Below are 20,951 nucleotides of genomic sequence, written 5' to 3' on the forward strand. Positions count from 1 at the left end.
GGCGTCGTCGGGGCTCAGAACAATACCAATAAAATTTGCACGGAGACTTGCCATGAGTGCGCCCGACACCCTCATTCCCAAAGCCACGGCTCGCCCGGGACCCTTCGATTGGTACCACAACATCAATAAGCAGGAACGTCGTACGTTCTGGAGCTGCAAGATCGGCTATGGCCTGGACGGCATGGACACCCAGATGCTCAGTTTTGTGGTGCCGACCCTGATTGCCATGTGGGGCATTACCACTGGCGAAGCCGGGCTGATTCACACCAGCACCCTGATTGCCTCGGCCATCGGTGGTTGGGTGGCGGGGATTCTCTCTGATCGCATCGGCCGGGTGCGCACCCTGCAACTGACCGTTCTATGGTTTGCCTTTTTCACCTTCCTCTGCGGCTTCGCCCAGAACTACGAACAACTGTTGATCAGCCGTACGTTAATGGGCTTCGGTTTCGGCGGTGAATGGACCGCCGGTGCCGTGCTGATGGGCGAAGTGATTCGCGCCAAGGACCGTGGCAAAGCCGTCGGCATGGTGCAATCGGGTTGGGCGTTGGGTTGGGGGCTTACCGCGATCCTGTATGCGCTGCTATTTTCCGTACTGCCGCCGGAAGACGCGTGGCGGGCGTTGTTCATCCTCGGCATCGTGCCGGCGATTTTCGTGATCTTCGTCCGTCGCCTGGTCAAGGACCCGGAAATCTACCGCGAAGCCAAGGCTAAGCAAGAACCAAGCAACCCGGCCAAGTTCTACGAGATCTTCGCCCCCGGCATCCTATTCACCACAATCCGCGCATCGATCCTGACCACCGGCGCCCTCGGCGGTTACTACGCGATCACTTCCTGGTTGCCGACCTTTCTGAAAAACGAACGGGGCTTGAGCGTACTCGGCACCGGCGGCTATCTGGCGATGGTGATCGTCGGGTCCTACGTCGGGTACGTGATCAGCGCGTATTTGACTGACATCCTCGGTCGTAAAAAGAATTTCATTCTGTTCGCTGTCGGCTCGTTCACCATTGTTCTGCTGTACACCCAATTGCCGGTCAGCAACGGCGTGATGCTCTGGCTGGGTTTCCCTCTGGGCTTCTTCGCTTCGGGGATCTTCAGCGGCATGGGCGCGTTTTTGACTGAGCTGTTTCCGACGCGGATTCGCGGCTCGGGCCAGGGTTTTTGCTACAACATCGGTCGGGCATTGGCGGCGTTGTTCCCGCTGCTGATCGGCTTGCTCAGCCAGAAGGTGCCACTGAGCGTGGGAATCGGTGCCTTCGCGGCGGTGTCCTACGGGGTAGTGATCCTGGCGGCCCTGAGCCTGCCGGAAACTCGTGGCAAGCAACTCGACGCTCAATAACCGAATATCCGGTAACTGATAATCTGAGGGGCATATGTCCTTCAGCTAAGAAGATAAAAGCCTACAGGAGTGTTCACCGTGAACCGCCTGCTATTGAACTGCGACATCGGCGAGAGTTTCGGTAACTGGACGATGGGTCTGGACACCGAGGTCATGCCCTTCATCGACTGCGCCAACATTGCCTGCGGCTTCCACGCCGGCGATCCGAGCATCATGCGCAAGACCGTCAGCCTGGCCCTGGGCCACGGCGTGCAGATTGGTGCTCATCCGGCCTATCAGGATCTGGTGGGGTTCGGTCGCCGATCCATGGCGTACACCGCCCAGGAACTGCAGGATCTGTTGCATTACCAGATCGGCGCCCTCGACGGCATTTGCCGGGCTCAGGGCGGGCGGGTGAGCTACGTCAAACCCCACGGCGCGATGTACAACGACATGATGGCCAATCCGGCGCAACTGCGCGCGGTGATTCAGGCCGTGGCAGCCTACGACCGGACGCTGCCATTGATGCTGATGGCGACCCGCGACAACAGCGCTGCGCAGCAACTCGGCGATGAATATGGCGTGACGTTGTGGTTCGAAGCCTTCGCCGATCGCGCTTACGACAGCGCAGGCAGGCTGGTCTCGCGGCAACTGCCGGGCGCGGTGCATCACGATCCCGAGAAAATCATCGAACAGGCGTTGATCATTGCCCGCGGTGACAATCTTACGGCCAGCGATGGCCGCGCCTTGCACCTGCAGGCCAACACCTTGTGCGTACACGGCGATAACGCCAGTTCGGTGGCCGCTGTGCAGCGCATTCGCGAAGCCTTGAATCAGCAGAGTGCATCATGAAACCACGGGTAGAAGTGGTGGCGCTGGATTGCCTGATGGTGCGTCTGTTCGATGAAATCAGCGAAGCCAACATGCCGTGGATGCTCGCCGCCAGCGAGCGTCTGCGAGAAGCGTTCGCCAGCCATTTGATCGATCTGGTGCCGTCCTACACGACGTTGATGGTGCACTACGATTTGATGGCACTGAATCCGGCCCAGGCGCGGGAGTTGATCGCGCAAGCCTTGATCGATCTGTCGCCCAACGCCCGCACTAGCGGTAAATGTCATGTGTTGCCGGTCTGGTATGACCTGAGTGTCGGCCCGGAACTGACGTTGCTGTCTCAGCGCAGCGGATTAACGGTGGAAGAGGTGATCCAACGCCACAGCGGACGCGAGTACCAAGTGTTCGCGTTGGGCTTCGCGCCGGGGTTTGCCTTCATGGGATTGGTAGAGGAAATATTGGCTGCACCGCGTATGAATACTCCGCGCAAAAAAGTCGCTGCCGGCAGTGTTGGTATCGCCGAACGCCAGACGGCGGCTTATCCGGTGGTGTCCCCCGGCGGCTGGAACCTGATCGGCCGCACCCCGGCCAAATTGTTCGACCGCGAGCGCGACGGCTACAGCCTGATGCGACCGGGCGACACCGTGCGCTTCGAAGCGGTCAGCCATGCCGAGTTCATCAATCTTGGCGGTGATGACACGCCGTTGGAGTCCTTGGCATGAGCCGACTGACGATTGAAGCAAGTACACCGCTGTGCCTGTTGCAGGACGCCGGGCGGTTTGGCGTGCGGCATCTGGGCGTAACCCAGGGCGGGGCGGCGGATTGGCGTTCGATGTCGTGGGCCAATTGGCTGCTGGGCAATGGGCTGGATGCATCGGTGCTCGAAATCACCCTCGGCGGGTTTGCGGTCGTTGCCCAGGAAGATTGCGTGCTGGCGTTAGCCGGAGCGGATCTGGGGGCGCAGGTGGATGGCGAGGCATTGGCACCGTGGCGCAGTTTCAGGCTGAACAAAGGTCAGCAATTGCAATTCACCCAGCCGCTGCTTGGCGCTCGGGCTTATTTGGCGGCCCCGGGCGGATTTGATGCGCCAAAGGTGTTGGGCAGTAGCGCAACGGTGGTCCGTGAGGAGCTCGGTGGGCTGGATGGCATGGGTCGGGCGTTGGCCAAAGATGCGCAGTTGAGCTATTCGGGGAGCTCGCTGTTACTGCTGCGGGCGTTGGCGCCCGAACAAGTGCCGGACTTCAAACTCAATGCGCCGCTGGACCTGGTGCTCGGTGCACAGATCGGCGAGTTCAGTGGACAGAGTTCGTTCGACGCGTTCAACAGCGTCTGGACCCTCGACAGCCGTGCCGACCGGATGGGCATTCGCCTGCTTGGAACGGCGTTGCAGTATCAGGGCAAGCCGATGATTTCCGAAGGCATCCCGCTGGGCGCGGTCCAGGTGCCGCCGGACGGGCAGCCGATTGTGCTGCTCAATGATCGGCAGACCATTGGCGGTTATCCGCGATTGGGAGCGTTGACGCCGTTGGCATTGGCGCGACTGGCGCAGTGTTTGCCGGGGGCGAAGGTGCGGTTGAAACCGGTGGTGCAGGATGTCGCGCATCGGGAACAGGTCGAGTATTTACGCCGTTTTTTAGGCCGCTAAAGCATCGCGGGCAAGCCCGCTCCCACAGGGTAGATGGTGCTCACAAAATGTGTGAACAACGCTAATCCTTGTGGGAGCGGGCTTGCCCGCGATGGCGTCAGTCCAGACAACAGAGATTACTTGGACAAAAAACGCATCCCTTCCTCCAACCCCCGCAACGTCAGCGGGAACATCTGGTCATCAATCAAATCCCGCACGATGTTGGTCGACGAGGTATAGCCCCAAGTGTCTTTCGGGTACGGGTTGATCCAGATGAGCTTCTTGTACTTTTCCTTGAAGCGCTGCATCCACACGTACCCGGCTTCTTCGTTCCAGTGCTCGACGCTGCCACCGGCCTGGGTGATTTCATAGGGCGCCATGGCGGCGTCGCCGATGAAGATCACTTTGTAATCGGCGCCGTATTTGTGCAGCAGGTCCTGGGTGGCGGTGCGCTCGGAAGTGCGGCGCATGTTGTTCTTCCACACCGATTCATAAATGAAATTGTGGAAGTAGAAGTACTCCAGATGCTTGAACTCGGTCTTGCAGGCCGAGAACAGTTCTTCGCAGATCTTTACGTGGGCGTCCATCGAGCCGCCGATGTCGAACAGCAACAGTAACTTGACGGTGTTGCGGCGCTCCGCACGCATCTGGATGTTCAGCAACCCGGCATCGCGCGCGGTGTGGTCGATGGTGCCGTCGATGTCGAGTTCTTCCGCCGCGCCCTGACGGGCGAATTTACGCAGGCGACGCAGGGCGACCTTGATGTTGCGAGTGCCCAGTTCGACCGAATCGTCGAGGTTCTTGTACTCGCGCTGATCCCAGACTTTGACCGCTTTGCCTTGACGCTTGCCGGCATCGCCGACCCGAATACCTTCCGGGTTGAAGCCACCGGAGCCGAACGGGCTGGTGCCACCGGTGCCGATCCATTTGTTGCCGCCGGCATGGCGTTCTTTCTGTTCTTCCAGACGCTTTTTGAACTCTTCTATCAGCTTGTCCAGCCCACCCAGGGACTGGATCGCGGCCCGCTCTTCATCGGTCAGGGAACGCTCAAATTCCTTGCGCAGCCAGTCTTCCGGAATCAATGCCTGAAGGTGATCGTCGAGCTTTTCCAGGCCATTGAAGTAGGCCCCGAACGCCCGGTCGAACTTGTCGAAATGCTTTTCATCTTTCACCAGAATCGCCCGCGACAAGTAATAAAACTCGTCCATGTCGGCGAAGGTCACGCGCTGTTTCAGCGCGTTGATCAGGTCCAGCAGTTCACGCACCGAGACCGGCACCTTGGCTGCACGCATTTCATTGAACAGGTTGAGCAGCATGGCATTTGCCCTTATCGAGTGCCGCGACGGCTCATGAACGCCAGGCGCTCAAGCAGTTGCACATCCTGCTCGTTCTTTACCAAAGCGCCTGCCAGTGGCGGAATGGCCTTGGTCGGATCGCGCTCGCGCAGCACCGCTTCGCCGATGTTGTCGGCCATCAGCAGCTTCAGCCAGTCCACCAGTTCGGAGGTCGATGGCTTCTTCTTCAGGCCCGGCACTTTGCGTACGTCGAAGAACACGTCCAGCGCTTCGCTGACCAGGTCTTTCTTGATGTTCGGATAATGCACGTCGACGATCCGTTGCATCGTGACGCGATCCGGGAAGGCGATGTAGTGGAAGAAGCAGCGGCGCAGGAAAGCGTCCGGCAGCTCTTTCTCGTTGTTGGAGGTAATGATGATGATCGGGCGCTTCTTGGCCTTGATGGTCTCGTCGATCTCGTAAACGTAGAACTCCATCTTGTCGAGTTCTTGCAGCAGGTCGTTAGGGAACTCGATGTCGGCCTTGTCGATTTCGTCGATCAGCAGAATCACCCGCTCTTCGGACTCGAACGCTTCCCAGAGCTTGCCCTTTTTGAGGTAGTTGCGAACGTCGTGGACCTTCTCCGTACCCAGCTGCGAGTCCCGCAGGCGACTGACCGCGTCGTACTCGTACAAACCTTGATGCGCCTTGGTGGTGGACTTGATGTGCCAGGTAATCAACTTGGCGCCGAAGGACTCGGCCAGTTGCTCGGCGAGCATGGTCTTGCCGGTGCCTGGTTCGCCCTTGACCAGCAATGGCCGTTCCAGGGTGATGGCGGCGTTGACCGCCAGCTTCAGGTCATCGGTGGCGACGTAGGCCTGGGTGCCTTCGAACTTCATCTGCTAATCCTCGAACGGTAACGCCGACCTGAACGAGGCAGGGCGGGGCGCAATAAATATTCAGACTCGACTATAACGCGCTGCCCGGTCGACTGTGAACGCAGACGGCTTATTCAGTCTCTGAATGGGGCGTCACATCTTGACTCAGTCTCGGCTGCTGGCCAGTATTGAGCTATCGCCATTTTGGCGATAGCTTGCGGGGTATGTCTACTAAATACAGATTTCGCGATACGTACCGTATTCAGTTGCGCGAGAAGGATCATCCGCCGCCCCATGTGCATCTGACCGGTGGCGGGTTGGACGTGATGCTCAGCCTGGAAACCGTCGAAGTGATGGTGGGCAAGGCGCCGCCGCTGATCATCAAGGAAGCGCTGGACTGGGTCAGGGCCCATCAGGCGCAATTGCTGGAGGATTGGAAACGATGTTACCCATGAAACGACCACGGCTGTCGGCTGTGCAGGTACTGCCGGGTTACAGGCTGGCGCTGACTTTTATCGATGGCCAGCAACTGAGCCTCGATTTAAGTCGCGACCTGCATTCGTACCCAGGGCTGCAACCATTGTTGGAAGACCGTGCTTTTGAAGGCGCAGCCTTGGGTGACGATGGCTGGAGCGTGGAGTGGCCCGAGCTGGATATCCAGATTGGTGCAGACACGCTGTATCTGGATGCCCTTGCGCAAAATGCGGCAGATGAAAACACCCGTATTTTCATCGATTGGCGTGCTCGCACCGGATTGCCGCTGAATCAGGCGGCCGAAGCGCTGGGCGTCAGTGCCCGCAGTATCAGTCGCTACAGCAGTGGTCGTGAAGCTGTGCCGCGGTCGTTGGCCTTGGCATGTCTGGGCTGGGACTTCTTGCAGCAGCAATCAAATCCGGCGCGGGCAGCCGAAGAAACCGGTCGTTACACCATCACACGCAAATCTTAATCGGTATCCGGCTTGGGTCGTTCGTACTGGGCATTGAATGCCTGGATAAAACCGTTGCGTAAAATCTGCAAAAAAGCCTCGAACGCGCTGATATCTTTCTGATGCACGCTACCTCTGAGCTGGACGCGAGTGGCGAACTGATTTTTCGGCTGGTTCTTCAATACGTTCTCGGTGCCCCCGACGAGTGCTTCCCAAATGGAGCGAAAAATCCCTTTGTCCTTGTTCTCCACGTCCTGTTGCCAATTGAACACATCGACGTCCCGCAATAGCGGCTTGATGTAGCCAGTGAGTTGGCCCTTGTTGGCCTCGGCTTCGATGACCAGGTCACCGTGGCCGGCATTGAAGTCGAACTTGCCGTAGGCCGAGGCGAAGTCGTTCATGCGTTTGAGTTGAAGGTTCCTGGCGCGCAGGCGGAACTCGAAATCCTGGAAGTCGCTCAGCGGATCGAAGGTTGCCGTGGTTTCCAGCGGCGCATGCCCCAGCAACAGCGCCTTGCCGTCGAAACGGGCGTCGCGTTTGCCTTTGGTGTCGACCACATTGGTCAGGTTGTAAATGCTGGCATTGACTTGGGTAGCATTCATGTTCACGGGCGGTTTTGAATTGAAATTTCGAAAGGTGACCCGGCCGTCGTTGATCCGCACTTCGTTGAGGGTTATCGGCAGCAATTTTTCCAATTGTGCCCGCCAGTCGGTGCCCTCACCGGTCTGGGAATTTTTCTTGTTGGCCCCGCCGTCGACGAAGTTCACCTCGGGTTTGTCGAACTGCGCCTCGGCCACCACTGCGTGGTCATACCAGAGCGAGTGCCAGCTGACGGAGAGGTCAATCAATGGCGCGTTGACGAAAGGCACCGGGACCTTGCCATTGACCTTGACGATTTTCAGTCCGTTGATTTTGTAGGCGCCGCGCCACAGAGCCAGGTCCACGTCGGTAATCTGCCCGCGGTAGTCACCCATGTTCGCCAATCTCTCATTGAGGTAATCGCGCACCATGTAGGGCAGGGCAATGTGCAGGGCAACCAGCAGCAGAACGAGGCCGGCGAGGGTCCACAGGGGCCAACTGTATCGACGCTTCATGGCGGCAAATCTCTGGCGGTATAAAGCGATTGACTGCGGGGGTAAGCGGACGTTCGACTGACTGGACGACCACGGGTAACAGGCATACCTTGGACAGCTAATTCAACGCTGTATAAGGACCCAGCCATGAGCCGTATTTATGCTGACAACGCCCATTCCATTGGCAATACGCCGCTGGTGCAGATCAACCGTATTGCCCCGCGCGGTGTCACCATCCTGGCCAAGATCGAAGGGCGCAACCCCGGTTATTCGGTCAAGTGCCGGATTGGCGCGAACATGATCTGGGAGGCTGAAAGCAGCGGTAAACTCAAGCCTGGCATGACCATCATCGAACCGACTTCGGGCAACACCGGCATCGGCCTGGCGTTCGTTGCCGCCGCCCGCGGTTACCGGCTGGTGCTGACCATGCCGGCGTCCATGAGCATCGAACGACGCAAGGTGCTCAAGGCCCTTGGCGCCGAACTGGTGCTGACGGAACCGGCCAAAGGCATGAAAGGCGCGATCGAGAAGGCCGCCGAAATCCTCGCCAGCGACCCGTCCACTTACTTCATGCCGGCGCAATTTGAAAACCCGGCCAACCCGGCCATCCACGAAAAAACCACCGGCCCGGAAATATGGAACGACACCGACGGCGCAGTCGACGTATTGGTGGCAGGCGTCGGGACAGGTGGAACCATTACCGGGGTTTCGCGGTATATCAAGAATACCCAGGGCAAGCCGATAATCTCGGTGGCGGTGGAGCCGCTGGTGTCTCCAGTGATTACCCAGACAATCGCCGGGGAAGAGATCAAACCGAGCCCTCATAAAATCCAGGGCATTGGCGCCGGTTTTGTGCCGAAGAACCTGGACTTGTCGATGGTTGACCGGGTCGAACTGGTCAGCGACGACGAATCCAAGGCGATGGCCCTGCGCCTGATGCAGGAAGAAGGGATTTTGAGTGGTATCTCGTGCGGCGCCGCCATGGCGGTGGCTGTGCGGCTGGCCGAAACCCCAGAGATGCAGGGCAAGACCATCGTGGTGATCCTGCCCGACTCTGGCGAACGCTACTTGTCGAGCATGCTGTTTAGTGACCTGTTCACCGAACAGGAAAATCAGCAGTAACATTTTACGACTGCTTTGCAGCCGAACGAGGGCAAGCCCCAAAGTCCTGTAGGAGCGAGCGGTGCGGCGATCCGACTTGCCCGCGAAGAATGCACCACGGTTTTTCAGGTATTGCGCGTCATCGTTCTTCGCGGGCAAGCCTGATCTGGCCTAATAATTCCGGACACCTCTTAAGGGCGATATGATTTCGCCAATTTGGAGGTTCCATGAAAGAAAGAAGAGTCTTTTCCCGCGAGTTCAAACATCGTGCAGCCAGCATGGTGATTGATGACGGTTGTTCGGTACAGGAAGTCTGCGCGTCGCTGGACATTAGCGCCACCGCGTTGCGGCGCTGGGTGGATCAGGTTCGCAAGGAACACAAGGGGCAACCGGTTCAAGGCACCAAGGCCATTACTGAGGATCAGCGCCAGATTCAGGATTTGAAAGCCAAGATCAAACGCATGGAAATGGAAGCCGAAATCTTAAAAAAGGCTACCGCTCTCTTGATGTCGGATCCCGATCGTTTTCGATGATCGCGGAGCTAAGAGAGTCATTCCCGACCGCCATCCTGTGTCGCGTTTTCGATGTGAAGCGCAGCAGCTTTTACGAATGGCTACAGCGTCTCTCGCGGCCTAAGATCGAGCGCGAAGAGCTCAAGGGGAAGGTGGTCGAACTGCACAGCGAAAGCCGGGAAGCCATGGGGTCCAGAACGATCAGCAAGCATCTGCAGGCCCAAAACATAGCGGTCGGAAGAAGCCTTGTTAAAGCCCTGATGAGGGAAGCCAACATTGTCAGCAAACAACGCCAGCCTCATCCATTCAGGTCCAAAGGAGTTGAAGCATTTGTCGCGCCCAACCTGCTCAAGCGCAATTTCAAGCCGACCGCGGTCAATCAAGTCTGGTGTGGCGACGTTACAAGCTTGATGGTAGGCAAGCGCTGGGTTCATCTGGCCATCGTGATCGATTTGTTTGCTCGTCGGGTCATTGGTTGGGCATTTTCGCTGGTCAATGACGCCAACTTGGTGAGTAAAGCGCTACGCATGGCGACAGAGCTTCGAACCTGCCCACCTGGGTTGATGTTCCATTCGGATCAGGGCTGTCAGTACACCAGTCGCAAGTTTCAAGAAGAGCTGATGCGCCATGGCATTTTGCAGAGCATGAGTCATCGCGGGCAGTGTTGGGACAATGCTCCAACGGAACGCTTTTTCGGCACCCTGAAGTCAGAATGGGTCCCTCGCAACGGCTACAGCACGAGCGAGGAAGCACAAACCGATATGGTGCGTTTCTTCATGTACTACAACCGCACCAGGCTCCACAGCTACAACAACTACCTGTCGCCAATAGCTATGGAGCTAAAAGCGGCATAAACACCGTAACTGGTGTCCGGGATTACTTGACCAGATCAGCCACGCTCCTACAGATTCTGTGTCACAGGGGTTGATTCAGGTCAGCCCCTGTTCAGGAACCCTATGTTAAGAAGTGCTTTATTGCGCAATCCTTAACGCTGAATGTTGAGTTATGCGGGTTTTTCCCGAGGCCGGTAGTGTTTATCATGGCCGACTGCCACGTCGGGTAAATGGCGTTGTGCGGAGTTACCTATCCTCAAGGAGTCGTAGATGAGCTTTTCTTTTGTCGCGAAGGCGTCGGTGTTGCTGCTATTCCTGGGCAGCACACTCTATGTGCACTTGCGTGGCAAGGCGCGTTTGCCGGTCCTGCGTCAGTTCGTCAATCATTCGGCTCTGTTCGCGCCTTACAACGCCTTGATGTACCTGTTCTCCGGCGTACCGTCCAAACCCTACCTGGACCGCAGCAAGTTCCCGGAACTGGACGTACTCAGGGACAACTGGGAAGTTATCCGCGACGAAGCCATGCACTTGTTCGACGAGGGCTACATTCGCGCCGCCGAAAAGAACAACGATGCCGGTTTCGGTTCGTTCTTCAAGAAGGGCTGGAAGCGTTTCTACCTCAAGTGGTACGACAAACCGCTGCCGTCAGCCGAAGCCTTGTGCCCGAAAACCGTGGCGTTGGTCAGCAGTATTCCCAACGTCAAAGGCGCCATGTTTGCGCTGCTGCCCGGAGGCAGTCACCTCAACCCGCATCGCGACCCGTTCGCCGGTTCCCTGCGTTATCACCTGGGGTTGTCGACACCGAACTCCGACGATTGCCGCATCTTTGTCGACGGGCAGGTCTATGCCTGGCGTGATGGCGAAGACGTGATGTTCGATGAAACCTACGTGCACTGGGTCAAGAACGAAACCGAGCAAACCCGGGTCATCCTGTTTTGCGACATCGAGCGACCGCTGAGCAATCGCCTCATGACCCGCATCAACCGCTCGATCAGCGGCTTGCTGGGGCGCGCCACTGCACCCCAGAACCTTGACGATGAACGCGTGGGCGGGATCAATCAGGCCTATGCCTGGAGCAAGAACTCAAGTGACAAATTCAGCGGTGTGGTCAAACAGTGGAAACGCCACAATCCCAAAGCCTACCGCGTACTGCGGCCGGTGCTGGCGGTGGTGGTGTTGACGTTGTTGGGGTATTGGTTGGTTGGCTGAGGCCGATTGCTGAATGAAAAAACCGCTTCTTGGGAGCGGTTTTTTTATCTGCGAGTTTTAGGGGCGCCCGGCAAGCAGACTAGGCTCTTCGGTTTCGGTGCCCGTAATGAGTATCTGTAGAAGGCGCTGCTGACTGGCCGTCAACTTCACATCATCGGATTTGTTGTCGCTGGAGGGAGAGCTTTTCTTTGTGTGAGATTTTTTGATCACTTTGCGCATATTCCCTCCGAAGCTGGTCATTAATTGAACAGTTGTCACGATACTAGGCTCTCCAGGGTTTTGACAAGTCGGCCTTCTGTATCGAAGTTAAAGCCGAGCTGTTGATAAATTGAAACAGCGCCTACGCATGGCTCCTGAACTTCGAGAAGCCGACTACCAATGATTTGCGCGTACTGCTCAATGACTAACATCGCCAGTGTCGCAATACGGTTTTTCAAAGGATGTGCCTCCTTCGGTCGCCCCTCCAATCGCACGATGCGGATTCGTCGCCGGCTATTGTTTGGATTGACGAAGCATAGTCCGCACAGTTCTTCTTCAAACCAGATAGCGATGTCCAGAGCCAAGGGCTCCCGCGCTTTCCATTCAACGACCTCACCCCATGAGAAGTGTGGATCTTGCCAGTGCTCACAAGCATCCAGTGCCTGCGCGTCAATGGCTTCGAAGCGTACCTTTGATAAATCGAGAACTGTTGGGCCAGCCAGATCCAGTTGATTTTGCAGGTGGGCAGTGTGAACGCCTGCAAGCTTTCTAGCCCTTGACCGATACAACTGATACCGAAGATGTGTCCGTTCCCTTGGCATTCGATCTCTTGCATTCCATGTCCCCCATCACGGGCGATTCCATTTCTCCCAGAGTAAGCAGCTGTCTTTACTGGCCCTTTGTCCAAGTCATTGCAATCCATGTCACACGCTGGTTATAGTCGGCCCTCTGTGGTTTCCTGAGCCACTCTTTCACCCATCAAAAAAGATCAGCCCATGCCAGCTTCCCCCATCAATGCGGTAGTCGATTCAGCGGTCAACGCTGGCGTCGTGCCGTGCGGGAATCAGCAGCCTGCGCAGATCAGTCATTACCCCCCACCTGTCAGTAGCACGCCGGTGTGCGCAGTCGTATCACCGCCAGGCGTTGGCTTTTCGGGCTGATCAGCTTTTTTCTGCTGTCCCCATGCCCATCTGAAAAGCGCCTGAAAAAACTACTGAATTTCAGCTTCGGCTGAGTTGGCTTTTTGCCTGACTACAGGTGGTATTCATGTTTGTTCTTTCGAAAAAATCCGCGCTCGCGGCGGCGTCCACGAGCCTGTTCGTTTTGCTGTGGAGCAGCGGGGCGATCTTCTCCAAATGGGGCCTGGCCCATGCGTCACCCTTTGCCTTTCTGCTGGTTCGCTTCGCCATTGCCCTGTGCGGGTTGGTGCTGCTGGTGCCGTTACTCAAGCTGAAACTGCCCAAGGGCGGCAAGCCGATGTTGTATGCGATGGCCACAGGCGTGGTGTTGCTGGGGGCTTATCAGATTTTCTATCTGCTGGCTCTCGACCTCAAAGTCACGCCGGGGATGATGGCAACCATCATGGGCGTTCAACCGATTCTCACCGTAGTGATCATGGAGCGGCACCGATCAATAAGCCGGATGTTCGGTCTGGCGTTGGGCTTGGCCGGGTTGATCATGGTGGTCTATCAGGGCATCGGTCTGGCCGGCATGTCGTTGGCCGGAATGCTCTTCGGTCTGTTGGCGCTGGCGAGCATGACGTTCGGTTCGATCATGCAGAAACGCATCACCGATAACCCCCTCGGCACACTGCCGGTGCAGTACCTGGCGGGGTTGTTGCTCTGCGGGGTTTTCGTGCCGTTCCAGCCGTTTCACCTTGAACACAGTACGGGGTTCATCGTGCCGGTGTTGTGGATGGGGTTGGTGGTATCAGTGCTGGCGACTTTGCTGCTGTATCGACTGATCGCCCGGGGCAATCTGGTGAATGTCACCAGCCTGTTCTATCTGGTACCGGCGGTGACGGCGGTGATGGATTACCTGTTTTTCGGTAATCGATTGGCGGTGTTGAGTCTGTTGGGCATGGGGCTGATCATCGTCGGCCTGGTGTTTGTGTTCCGTAAGAGCGCTTGAAACCGAAAGGCCCGGGGCATGAGCTCTGGGCCTTGTTTATTTGGTCAGCGAATGCTGCCCCCGGCACTGCAGAACGCTAATCCGCTGGGGATTCGGCGGTTGGTGGATGGGGAGGTGAGTCAGTTGCCTTTGTAGTGGTCTGAGCCGACGCCATCGCGGGCAAGCCCGCTCCCACAGGATTAGGTGTTGCTTACAGAATATGGGTACGACACAAACTACTGTGGGAGCGGGCTTGCCCGCGATGGCGTTATCAGCGGCAGCACATCACTACCTGGCAACCACCTCAGCCGTCTTCACCACCGCCGGCTTCAACACCAGCCACAACGCCACCGCAATCAACACCCCGCCATAGAGGTGCGCCATCGACAGAGGCTCATCCAGCAACAGCGCCCCCCACAGCACGCCGAACGGCGGGATCATGAAGGTCACGGTCATCGATTTCACCGGGCCGATCGAGCTGAGCAAACGGAAATAAATAATGTAGGCAAAGGCCGTGCATACCAAACCCAACCCCAGCAACGACAGCCAGACACTCCAGCCGCCCCAGCTCGCCGGTGGCTGGCTGATCACGCTGTAGCCAAACAGTGGCAGCAACAACAACGTCGCGCCGAGCATGCTGCCCAGCGCCGAAAGGCGACTGTCGAGGCCGCCGGCATGGTCGAGCCAGCGCCGGGCGAGGAACCCGGCAAAGCCATAGCAGGTGGTGGCCATCAGGCACGCGAGTGCGCCCATCAGCAGTTCCATGTTGAACGCCACCGGCCCGGCCCGGGTGAGGATGCCAACGCCTAACAGGCCGAGAAATACTCCTCCCAACTTGGCGGCGGTGAGTTTTTCATGGAAGAACAGGCCGCCGATCAACACCCCCATCAAAGGCGTGGTGGCGTTGAAAATTGCCGAATAACCGGCCGGCAGCACTTGGGCCGCAACGCAATAGAGGGTTGCTGGAATCCCGGAGTTGATCATCCCGAGCAGCATCACCGTCTTGAGTTTGCCTTTGAAATCCCAGCTGATGCGCATCAGCCCAAGGATCACCAGCAGCCCGACGGCGGCAATCGATACGCGAAAAAAAGCGGTGGGGATTGTGCCAATCACTGGGGCAATCACGCGCATGAACAGAAAGCTCGCACCCCAAATGGCGGCAAGCGACAACATACGCAGGATATCGACGGGGTTCACAGCGCTTTCCTTCCTTGATTGGCGCGCAAGTGTCGCGCCAGTCAGGGCACAAGGCAATGGTTGCGTTGCGTCACACAGGGCCACTAAGCTCAGGCTCCAACGATAAGAACAGCCGCCGAGGTTTTACCTATGCCGCAGCAATGGCCAGCCGCCGACATCGCCCGAATGATCCTCGATGGCTTTGACGATTACCGCGAGCATTTCCGTCAGATCACCGACGGCGCCCGAGCTCGCTTCGAGCAGGCCCAATGGCAGGAGACGCAAGTCGCGTCGGCGGCGCGAATCAACCTTTACGAAGAAAAGGTCGCCGAAACGGTAGGGCGCTTGCATGCGTCGTTCGCGACCGATGTGCTGATGGACGTCAGCAACTGGCCGCTGGTCAAAAGCGCTTACATCAGCCTGATCGACCTGCGTTTTGACGATGAACTGTCCGAGACCTGGTACAACTCGATTTTCTGCGGGCTGTTCAGCCATGACCTGATCAGTGACGGCTGCATGTTCATCCACACGACTCGGCCAAGCCTGCGCCGGGCCCGGGCCGCGCAAACCCGCACCTACAAGCCGCAGGGGCAGTTGTCCGGCATGCTCACGAGCATTTTTTCCGATTATCGCTTCAGTGAAGATTACGCCGATCTGTCCGGCGACCTGCGTCGCCTCGAAGCGCAATTGCGCGAGAACCTGCCGGACTGGGTCTGCAAGGACCCGGAACTGAGTGTCGAGCTGTTTTCCTCAGTGCTTTACCGCAACAAGGGTGCCTATCTGGTGGGGCGCATTTACACCCAGGACGAACAGTGGCCGCTGGTGATTCCGCTGCTGCACCGCGAAGGCCGGGGCATCCAGATCGATGCGCTGATTACCGACGAGGCGGAGGTGTCGATCATCTTCTCCTTCACCCGTTCGTACTTCATGGTCGATGTGCCGGTGCCGGCGGAATTCATCGGCTTTCTCAAACGCATCCTGCCGGGCAAGCACATCGCCGAGCTGTATACCTCGATCGGCTTCTACAAACATGGCAAGTCCGAGTTCTATCGGGCGCTGATCAATCATCTGGCCAGCACCGACGATCAGTTCATCATGGCCCCCGGCGTGCGCGGCATGGTCATGAGCGTGTTTACCCTGCCGGGCTTCAACACCGTTTTCAAAATCATCAAGGACCGTTTCTCACCGTCGAAAAACGTCGACCGCGCCACGGTTATCGAAAAGTATCGCCTGGTGAAAAGCGTCGACCGGGTCGGGCGCATGGCCGACACCCAGGAGTTCGCCGACTTCCGTTTCCCGTTGAGCAAATTCGAGCCGGCATGCCTGGAAGAATTGCTTGAAGTGGCCGCGTCCACGGTCTCGGTGGAGGACGATACGGTGCTGATCCGCCACTGCTGGACCGAACGCCGGATGACGCCGTTGAACCTCTATCTGGAACACGCCAACGAGGCGCAGGTTCGCGAGGCGCTGGAGGATTACGGTCTGGCGATCAAGCAACTGGCGGCGGCGAATATTTTTCCCGGCGACATGCTGCTGAAAAACTTTGGCGTCACCCGTCACGGTCGTGTGGTGTTTTATGACTACGACGAGATTTGTTTCCTGACCGAAGCCAACTTCCGCCACATCCCGCAACCGCGTACACCGGAAGACGAAATGGCCTCCGAACCGTGGTACTCGATCGGGCCACTGGATGTGTTTCCCGAGGAGTTTCCACCGTTTCTGTTTGCCGATTCGGGGCAACGACGGTTGTTCGATCAGTTGCACGGCGAGTTGTACAACGCCGATTACTGGAAGAGTTTGCAGGAGGCGATTCGGGCGGGGAAGGTGATTGATGTGTTTCCGTATCGGCGCAAAGGCCTCGATAACGAATAAGGCCCCGAGTGACCCCTGTGGCGAGGGAGCTTGCTCCCGCTGGGTCGCGAAGCGACCCCAAAACCATTCATCTCGGAGCTTCAGGTAAACCGCGATGACAGGATTACGACTGCTTCGCAGCCGAGCGGGAGCAAGCTCCCTCGCCACAAAAGCGCGTCACTCCGTCCCCCAAATCTGCGACAATCCGCCCCCTGCGCCACTAGACGACTTTTGCGTACCTGATGACTGACGAATCGCCTTCAATCGACAAACTGCTGAAAAACCTCGATCACGCCATGCTCGCCGACCGCCACCGGCTGCGGCGGCAGTTGCTTGAGCTGCGCAAGAAACCGGACGAGGCCAAACTGGCCCAGTGGGTGACGCGCACGCAGGCGTCCTGTGATCAGGTGTTGGCGCGGCGCGCCAGCCTGCCGGTGATTCGTTACGACGACAGTTTGCCGATCGCCGCCAAGCGCGACGAAATCAAAGCGGCGCTGCTCAAGCATCAGGTGCTGATCATTGCCGGCGAAACCGGTTCGGGTAAAACCACCCAGTTGCCGAAAATCTGCCTGGAAATCGGCCGCGGCCAGCACGGACTGATCGGCCACACACAGCCCCGTCGAATCGCCGCGCGCAGCGTAGCGAGCCGGGTCGCTGAAGAGTTGGCGACGCCGTTGGGCGCGCTGGTCGGCTATCAGGTGCGGTTCGAGGATCAGAGCGATTCCAACACCCTGATCAAACTGATGACCGACGGCATCCTGCTGGCGGAAACCCAGAACGACCGCTACCTCGAACGCTACGACACGATCATCGTCGACGAAGCCCACGAGCGCAGCCTGAACATCGACTTCCTGCTCGGTTACCTGAAAACCCTGCTGCCACGTCGTCCGGATCTGAAAGTCATCATTACTTCGGCGACCATCGACCTGGAGCGTTTCTCCAAGCACTTCGATGATGCGCCGATTGTCGAGGTCTCCGGCCGTACCTTCCCGGTAGAAACCTGGTATCGCCCGCTGACCCTGGAGCAGGACGAGGAGGGCAACCGCGTAGAGGATGACCTGACCGTGGATCAGGCGATCCTCGCCACCCTTGACGAAATTGCCGCGTTCGAACGCAGCGAGCGCAAGAGTCCCGGCGATGTGCTGGTGTTCCTGCCCGGCGAGCGCGAGATTCGCGACGCCGCCGACATGCTGCGCAAGGCCCAACTCAAACACACCGAGATTCTGCCGTTGTACGCGCGACTATCGCCGGCCGAGCAACAGCGGATTTTCCAGTCGCACCCAGGCCGGCGCGTCGTGTTGGCGACCAACGTCGCGGAAACCTCGCTGACGGTGCCGGGCATTCGTTACGTGATCGACAGCGGCACCGCGCGCATCAGCCGTTACAGCTACCGCGCCAAGGTTCAGCGCCTGCCCATCGAAGCGGTTTCCCAGGCCAGTGCCAACCAGCGCAAAGGCCGTTGCGGACGGGTCGAACCGGGCATTTGTATCCGCCTCTACAGCGAGGAAGATTTCATCGGCCGCCCGGAGTTTACCGACCCGGAAATCCTGCGGACCAACCTCGCAGCAGTCATTCTGCAGATGCTTCATCTGCGCCTCGGCGAGATCACCGATTTCCCGTTTATTGAGCCGCCTGACGGCAAAGCCATCAGCGACGGCTTCAATCTGCTGCAAGAACTCTCGGCGGTGGATCGCAACAGTCAGCTGACGCCGCTCGGTCGCCAACTGGCGCGGTTGCCGGTGGACCCGCGCATGGGCCGCATGCTGCTGGAAGCGGCGAAACTTGGCAGCTTACAGGAAGTGCTGATTGTCGCCAGCGCCATGTCGATTCAGGACCCGCGCGAACGTCCGCCGGAGCGTCAGCAAGCCGCCGATCAGGCCCACGCCCAGTGGAAAGACGTGGACTCGGACTTCGCCGGGCTGGTTAATCTGTGGCGTGGTTTTGAAGAGCAGCGCCAGGCTCTGACGGCCAGTCCGCTGCGCAACTGGTGCCGCAAGAATTTTCTGAATTACCTGCGCCTGCGCGAGTGGCGCGACTCCCATCGTCAGTTGAGCCTGATCTGTCGCGACATGCAGTTGAGCCTCAACAAAGAGCCGGCGGATTATCCGAAACTGCACAAAGCGGTTCTGGTGGGGCTGCTTAGTCAGATCGGCCAGAAGACCGAAGATGGCGACTATCTCGGCGCCCGTCAGCGACGTTTCTGGATACACCCCTCGTCGGGTATCGGCAAGAAACGCCCGCAATGGCTGATGACCGCCGAACTGGTGGAAACCACCAAGCTTTACGCGCGGATGGTCGCCAAGATCGACGCTGACTGGATCGAGCCGCTGGCCGGGCACCTGATCAAGAAAAACCACTTCGAACCTCATTGGGAGAAGAAGCGCGGTCAGGTCGTGGCCTTCGAGCAAATCACCCTGTTCGGGCTGATCGTGGTCGGACGGCGGCCGGTGCATTACGGGCCGATCGACCCGGTGGTGTCTCGTGAGTTTTTTATTCGCGAAGGCCTGGTGCGCGGCGAGATTCAATCCAAAGCCAAGTGTTTGTCTGCCAATGCACAGTTGTTGGAACAGCTCGACGAACTGGAAGCCAAGGCCCGTCGTCGGGACATTCTGGCTGACGAAGAAACCCTGTTCGCCTTCTACGATGCGCGGTTGCCGGCAGAGATCCACCAGACCGCGACCTTCGACAGCTGGTACCGGATCAACAGTCAGAAAGACCCACAGCTGCTGATCATGCGCGAAGAAGACGTGCTGGCCCGCGAAGCCAGCGAAGTCACCGCCGCGCATTACCCGGACACCCTGCACATCGGCGATCTGGAACTGGCGCTGAGTTATCACTTCGAGCCCAACCATCCGCGTGATGGCGTGACCTTGCGCGTGCCGGCGCCGCTGTTGCCGATGTTGCCGCCGGAACGTCTGGAATGGCTGGTGCCGGGCGTGATCGAGGCCAAGTGCATTGCGCTGGTGCGCAACCTGCCCAAGGCCTTGCGCAAGAATTTCGTGCCGGTGCCGGATTTCGTCAAAGCTGCGTTGCAGCGCATCACGTTTGCCGAAGGCTCGTTGCCTTTGGCGCTGGGCCGCGAGTTGCTGCGCATGACCGGCGCGCGGGTCAGCGATGAAGCCTGGTCCGAAGCCTCGCAGCAGGTCGAAAGTCATTTGCGGATGAACCTGGAAATCGTCGACGGTCAGGGCAAGTTCCTCGGCGAAGGCCGTGACTTGGCCGAGCTGACCGCACGCTTTGCCGAGGCCAGCCAGGCTGCGTTGGCGGTGCCGCAAACGGCGAAGAGCCAACAACCGGTGGAGCCGAAAGTCTTTGCCGCCGTGGCTGAGAAAACCCAGCAGAAAATCGCCGGGCTATCGATGACGGTGTATCCGGCGCTGGTTGAAGAGGGCGGTACGGTCAAGGAAGGTCGATTCTCGACCCCGGCCGAAGCCGAGTTCCAGCATCGCCGGGCCTTGCAGCGTTTGCTGATGCAGCAATTGGCGGAGCCGGCGAAGTTCCTGCGCGGCAAGTTGCCGGGGCTGACCGAGTTGGGCCTGATGTACCGCGACATGGGGCGTGTTGATAGCCTGGTGGAAGACATTCTGCTGGCCAGTCTCGACAGCTGCATCCTCGACGGCGAAGACCCATTGCCGCGCGATGGCGCCGGGCTGGCGTCACTGGCCGAGCGCAAACGCGGCGGCTGGACCGAGCACGCCGAACGGTTGGCCAAGCTGACGCTGGAGATTCTCAAGCTGTGGCATGGCCTGCAAAAACGCTTCAAGGGCAAGATCGACCTGGCGCAAGCCGTGGCCTTGAACGATATCAAGCAGCAGCTCAGCCATCTGGTGTATCCGGGGTTCGTGCGCGAAACGCCGATGCCGTGGCTCAAGGAACTGCCGCGTTACCTCAAGGCTGTCGAGCAACGGTTCGAAAAACTCGGCGCTCAGGTGCAGAAAGACCGGGTCTGGAGCGGCGAATTGTCCGGCCTCTGGAGCCAATACCAGACCCGCGCCAACAAACACGCCCAGGAAGGCAAGCGCGATCCGCAGCTGGAACTCTATCGCTGGTGGCTGGAGGAATACCGGGTCTCGCTGTTCGCGCAGCAATTGGGAACCAAGGTACCGATCTCCGACAAGCGCCTGAATAAGCAATGGAGCCAGGTCGAACCATAAACCCTGTGGGAGCGGGCTTGCCCGCGATGGCGGCCTGCGATTCGATATAAATGTTGGATGTGATGGCCTCATCGCGGGCAAGCCCGCTCCCACAGGTACGCTGTTGC

At 58.5% G+C, this 20,951-nt stretch carries 19 protein-coding genes; 13 read left to right on the forward strand and 6 right to left on the reverse strand.

Annotated features, from left to right (window positions below; translation table 11 throughout):
- The first annotated feature begins 52 nt into the window (after window positions 1-52).
- The 4 genes from AB3226_RS21680 to AB3226_RS21695 all read left to right on the forward strand — a co-directional run bounded on the left by AB3226_RS21680 (window position 53) and on the right by AB3226_RS21695 (window position 3,791).
- Window positions 53-1,336, forward strand: a complete 1,284-nt coding sequence (locus AB3226_RS21680; protein WP_123360390.1) for an MFS transporter — start codon at window positions 53-55, stop codon at window positions 1,334-1,336.
- Between the two features lie 78 nt (window positions 1,337-1,414).
- Window positions 1,415-2,167 carry a 5-oxoprolinase subunit PxpA gene (locus AB3226_RS21685; RefSeq protein WP_367374550.1) on the forward strand — a complete coding sequence of 251 codons (753 nt, stop codon included), beginning with the start codon at window positions 1,415-1,417 and terminating at the stop codon, window positions 2,165-2,167.
- On the forward strand, window positions 2,164-2,868 hold the full coding sequence (gene pxpB / locus AB3226_RS21690) for a 5-oxoprolinase subunit PxpB (RefSeq protein WP_367374551.1): 705 nt from the start codon (window positions 2,164-2,166) through the stop codon (window positions 2,866-2,868). Before AB3226_RS21685 ends, pxpB begins: the two co-directional genes overlap by 4 nt.
- Window positions 2,865-3,791, forward strand: coding sequence for a biotin-dependent carboxyltransferase family protein (locus tag AB3226_RS21695; RefSeq protein ID WP_367374552.1), 927 nt, complete (start codon window positions 2,865-2,867; stop codon window positions 3,789-3,791). The genes pxpB and AB3226_RS21695 overlap by 4 nt, the downstream gene beginning before the upstream one ends.
- Window positions 3,792-3,907: 116 nt before the next feature.
- Here AB3226_RS21695 and AB3226_RS21700 read toward each other — a convergent pair whose 3' ends face one another.
- Together AB3226_RS21700 and AB3226_RS21705 are read right to left on the reverse strand one after the other, a co-directional pair.
- A complete protein-coding gene (locus tag AB3226_RS21700; protein ID WP_367374553.1) occupies window positions 3,908-5,086 on the reverse strand; it encodes a VWA domain-containing protein in 1,179 nt (392 codons plus the stop codon).
- An 11-nt stretch (window positions 5,087-5,097) separates the two neighbouring features.
- Entirely contained in the window at window positions 5,098-5,943 is an 846-nt protein-coding gene (locus tag AB3226_RS21705) for a MoxR family ATPase (RefSeq protein WP_007898718.1), read from the reverse strand.
- A gap of 203 nt (window positions 5,944-6,146) precedes the next feature.
- Between AB3226_RS21705 and AB3226_RS21710 the strand changes: the two genes are divergently transcribed.
- A complete protein-coding gene (locus AB3226_RS21710; RefSeq protein WP_367374554.1) occupies window positions 6,147-6,377 on the forward strand; it encodes a DUF4160 domain-containing protein in 231 nt (76 codons plus the stop codon).
- Entirely contained in the window at window positions 6,365-6,868 is a 504-nt protein-coding gene (locus AB3226_RS21715; RefSeq protein ID WP_367374555.1) for a DUF2442 domain-containing protein, read from the forward strand. Before AB3226_RS21710 ends, AB3226_RS21715 begins: the two co-directional genes overlap by 13 nt.
- On the opposite strand, the gene AB3226_RS21720 is transcribed toward AB3226_RS21715, so the two are convergent.
- The gene (locus AB3226_RS21720; protein ID WP_367374556.1) at window positions 6,865-7,941 is read right to left on the reverse strand and encodes a DUF748 domain-containing protein; all 1,077 of its coding nucleotides are present in this window, start codon (window positions 7,939-7,941) and stop codon (window positions 6,865-6,867) included. The two genes, AB3226_RS21715 and AB3226_RS21720, sit on opposite strands and share 4 nt — an antisense overlap.
- Before the next feature lie 126 nt (window positions 7,942-8,067).
- Here AB3226_RS21720 and cysK point away from each other — a divergent pair, with 126 nt between their 5' ends.
- The 4 genes from cysK (at window position 8,068) to AB3226_RS21740 (ending at window position 11,575) form a co-directional block, all read left to right on the forward strand.
- Window positions 8,068-9,042 carry a cysteine synthase A gene (gene cysK / locus AB3226_RS21725; protein WP_367374557.1) on the forward strand — a complete coding sequence of 325 codons (975 nt, stop codon included), beginning with the start codon at window positions 8,068-8,070 and terminating at the stop codon, window positions 9,040-9,042.
- Window positions 9,043-9,248: 206 nt separating this feature from the next.
- Window positions 9,249-9,554 carry a transposase gene (locus AB3226_RS21730; protein WP_229801896.1) on the forward strand — a complete coding sequence of 102 codons (306 nt, stop codon included), beginning with the start codon at window positions 9,249-9,251 and terminating at the stop codon, window positions 9,552-9,554.
- Window positions 9,551-10,387 (forward strand): IS3 family transposase, encoded by an 837-nt coding sequence (locus AB3226_RS21735; RefSeq protein WP_367372336.1) that lies wholly within the window; start codon window positions 9,551-9,553, stop codon window positions 10,385-10,387. The genes AB3226_RS21730 and AB3226_RS21735 overlap by 4 nt, the downstream gene beginning before the upstream one ends.
- A gap of 249 nt (window positions 10,388-10,636) precedes the next feature.
- Window positions 10,637-11,575 (forward strand): aspartyl/asparaginyl beta-hydroxylase domain-containing protein, encoded by a 939-nt coding sequence (locus AB3226_RS21740; RefSeq protein ID WP_367374558.1) that lies wholly within the window; start codon window positions 10,637-10,639, stop codon window positions 11,573-11,575.
- 57 nt (window positions 11,576-11,632) lie between these two features.
- Here AB3226_RS21740 and AB3226_RS21745 read toward each other — a convergent pair whose 3' ends face one another.
- Window positions 11,633-11,794 (reverse strand): hypothetical protein, encoded by a 162-nt coding sequence (locus AB3226_RS21745; protein ID WP_367374559.1) that lies wholly within the window; start codon window positions 11,792-11,794, stop codon window positions 11,633-11,635.
- Window positions 11,795-11,829: 35 nt separating this feature from the next.
- Window positions 11,830-12,375, reverse strand: coding sequence for a hypothetical protein (locus AB3226_RS21750; protein WP_367374560.1), 546 nt, complete (start codon window positions 12,373-12,375; stop codon window positions 11,830-11,832).
- A gap of 445 nt (window positions 12,376-12,820) precedes the next feature.
- Here AB3226_RS21750 and AB3226_RS21755 point away from each other — a divergent pair, with 445 nt between their 5' ends.
- Window positions 12,821-13,684 carry a DMT family transporter gene (locus tag AB3226_RS21755; protein ID WP_367374561.1) on the forward strand — a complete coding sequence of 288 codons (864 nt, stop codon included), beginning with the start codon at window positions 12,821-12,823 and terminating at the stop codon, window positions 13,682-13,684.
- 267 nt (window positions 13,685-13,951) lie between these two features.
- On the opposite strand, the gene AB3226_RS21760 is transcribed toward AB3226_RS21755, so the two are convergent.
- Window positions 13,952-14,860, reverse strand: coding sequence for a DMT family transporter (locus tag AB3226_RS21760; RefSeq protein WP_367374562.1), 909 nt, complete (start codon window positions 14,858-14,860; stop codon window positions 13,952-13,954).
- A 129-nt stretch (window positions 14,861-14,989) separates the two neighbouring features.
- On the opposite strand from AB3226_RS21760, the gene aceK reads away from it, so the two are divergent.
- Window positions 14,990-16,711, forward strand: coding sequence for a bifunctional isocitrate dehydrogenase kinase/phosphatase (aceK, locus tag AB3226_RS21765; RefSeq protein ID WP_367374563.1), 1,722 nt, complete (start codon window positions 14,990-14,992; stop codon window positions 16,709-16,711).
- Between the two features lie 221 nt (window positions 16,712-16,932).
- Window positions 16,933-20,844, forward strand: a complete 3,912-nt coding sequence (gene hrpA, locus AB3226_RS21770) for an ATP-dependent RNA helicase HrpA (protein ID WP_367374564.1) — start codon at window positions 16,933-16,935, stop codon at window positions 20,842-20,844.
- Window positions 20,845-20,951: the final 107 nt, after the last annotated feature.

Origin of the sequence: Pseudomonas lini (genome assembly GCF_964063345.1) — a bacterium.
GTDB classification, from domain to species: Bacteria; Pseudomonadota; Gammaproteobacteria; order Pseudomonadales; family Pseudomonadaceae; genus Aquipseudomonas; species Aquipseudomonas lini_B.

Coding starts and splice junctions, on each gene's coding strand:
- AB3226_RS21680 (WP_123360390.1), top strand. CDS start 53: ATGAGTGCGCCCGACACCCTCATTCCCAAAGCCACGGCTCGCCCGGGA.
- pxpB (WP_367374551.1), top strand. CDS start 2,164: ATGAAACCACGGGTAGAAGTGGTGGCGCTGGATTGCCTGATGGTGCGT.
- AB3226_RS21695 (WP_367374552.1), top strand. CDS start 2,865: ATGAGCCGACTGACGATTGAAGCAAGTACACCGCTGTGCCTGTTGCAG.
- AB3226_RS21700 (WP_367374553.1), bottom strand. CDS start 5,086: ATGCTGCTCAACCTGTTCAATGAAATGCGTGCAGCCAAGGTGCCGGTC.
- AB3226_RS21705 (WP_007898718.1), bottom strand. CDS start 5,943: ATGAAGTTCGAAGGCACCCAGGCCTACGTCGCCACCGATGACCTGAAG.
- AB3226_RS21710 (WP_367374554.1), top strand. CDS start 6,147: ATGTCTACTAAATACAGATTTCGCGATACGTACCGTATTCAGTTGCGC.
- AB3226_RS21715 (WP_367374555.1), top strand. CDS start 6,365: ATGTTACCCATGAAACGACCACGGCTGTCGGCTGTGCAGGTACTGCCG.
- AB3226_RS21720 (WP_367374556.1), bottom strand. CDS start 7,941: ATGAAGCGTCGATACAGTTGGCCCCTGTGGACCCTCGCCGGCCTCGTT.
- cysK (WP_367374557.1), top strand. CDS start 8,068: ATGAGCCGTATTTATGCTGACAACGCCCATTCCATTGGCAATACGCCG.
- AB3226_RS21730 (WP_229801896.1), top strand. CDS start 9,249: ATGAAAGAAAGAAGAGTCTTTTCCCGCGAGTTCAAACATCGTGCAGCC.
- AB3226_RS21735 (WP_367372336.1), top strand. CDS start 9,551: ATGATCGCGGAGCTAAGAGAGTCATTCCCGACCGCCATCCTGTGTCGC.
- AB3226_RS21740 (WP_367374558.1), top strand. CDS start 10,637: ATGAGCTTTTCTTTTGTCGCGAAGGCGTCGGTGTTGCTGCTATTCCTG.
- AB3226_RS21745 (WP_367374559.1), bottom strand. CDS start 11,794: ATGCGCAAAGTGATCAAAAAATCTCACACAAAGAAAAGCTCTCCCTCC.
- AB3226_RS21750 (WP_367374560.1), bottom strand. CDS start 12,375: ATGCCAAGGGAACGGACACATCTTCGGTATCAGTTGTATCGGTCAAGG.
- AB3226_RS21755 (WP_367374561.1), top strand. CDS start 12,821: ATGTTTGTTCTTTCGAAAAAATCCGCGCTCGCGGCGGCGTCCACGAGC.
- aceK (WP_367374563.1), top strand. CDS start 14,990: ATGCCGCAGCAATGGCCAGCCGCCGACATCGCCCGAATGATCCTCGAT.
- hrpA (WP_367374564.1), top strand. CDS start 16,933: ATGACTGACGAATCGCCTTCAATCGACAAACTGCTGAAAAACCTCGAT.